Below are 886 nucleotides of genomic sequence, written 5' to 3' on the forward strand. Positions count from 1 at the left end.
TGGGCACCCCTCCAAAGGAGGGGAAATGTAGTGGTTGCGATGGATGTAGCTGTTTTATGCATGGCTGTTAAAGTGGATTGTAACGTTGTCAAAATGCTTTGTAACGCATGTAATTGTCTTTCGAACGCGTGTAAATGGTCTTTGTAACGTTGTCAAAGTGCTTTGTAACGTTGTCAAAATGGATTGTAAGGTTGTCAAAACGCATTGCAACGCATGTAAATGTTAAATGTAACGTTGTCAAAGTGGATTGTAAGGCTGTCAAAGTGGTTCAAACGGATGTAAATGTGCTTTGTAACGCTGTCAAAGTGCTTTGTAACACATGTAAATGTGGATTGTAAGCTTGTCAAAGTGCTTTGTAACGTTGTCAAAGTGGATTGTAAGGTTGTCAAAACGCTTTGCAACGCATGTAAATGTTAAATGTAAGGTTGTCAAAGTGGATTGTAACGTTGTCAAAGTGCTTTGTAAGGTTGTCAAAATGGATTGCAACGCATGTAAATGTTCTTTGTAACGTATGTAAATGTGCTTTGTAACGCATGTAAATGTTCTTTGCATCGTATGTAAATGTGCTTTGCAACGTATGTAGATTTTCTTTGTAACGCATGTAAATGTTCTTTGTAACGTATGTAGATTTTCTTTGTAACGCATGTAGATTTTCTTTGTAACGCATGTAAATGTGCTTTGTAACGTATGTAGATTTTTTTGAATAGTAGGTGATTTTGTTTGTAGTGCTGTTAAAATGTTTGCGGACGGAGAAATGGTTTATTGAATAGCCCCGATAGTAGTGGAAATCCTCGTAGAGATTGTAACGGATAGCGGGAATATGGTTTGCTGGAACAGACGGAAGTTTCGCTCCAAGATGATTTGGGTTGTTTTTGGTAGTTGTTGA

At 37.6% G+C, this 886-nt stretch carries 1 protein-coding gene; it reads right to left on the minus strand.

Features of this window, described 5'->3' with window-relative positions; all coding sequences use genetic code 11:
* Window positions 1-385: 385 nt before the first annotated feature.
* Window positions 386-886: hypothetical protein (locus IAI56_RS15780; protein WP_187658768.1), on the minus strand; the 501-nt coding region annotated here is incomplete at its 5' end.

Origin of the sequence: Flavobacterium macrobrachii (assembly GCF_014486675.1) — a bacterium.
Classification (GTDB): Bacteria; Bacteroidota; Bacteroidia; order Flavobacteriales; family Flavobacteriaceae; genus Flavobacterium; species Flavobacterium macrobrachii.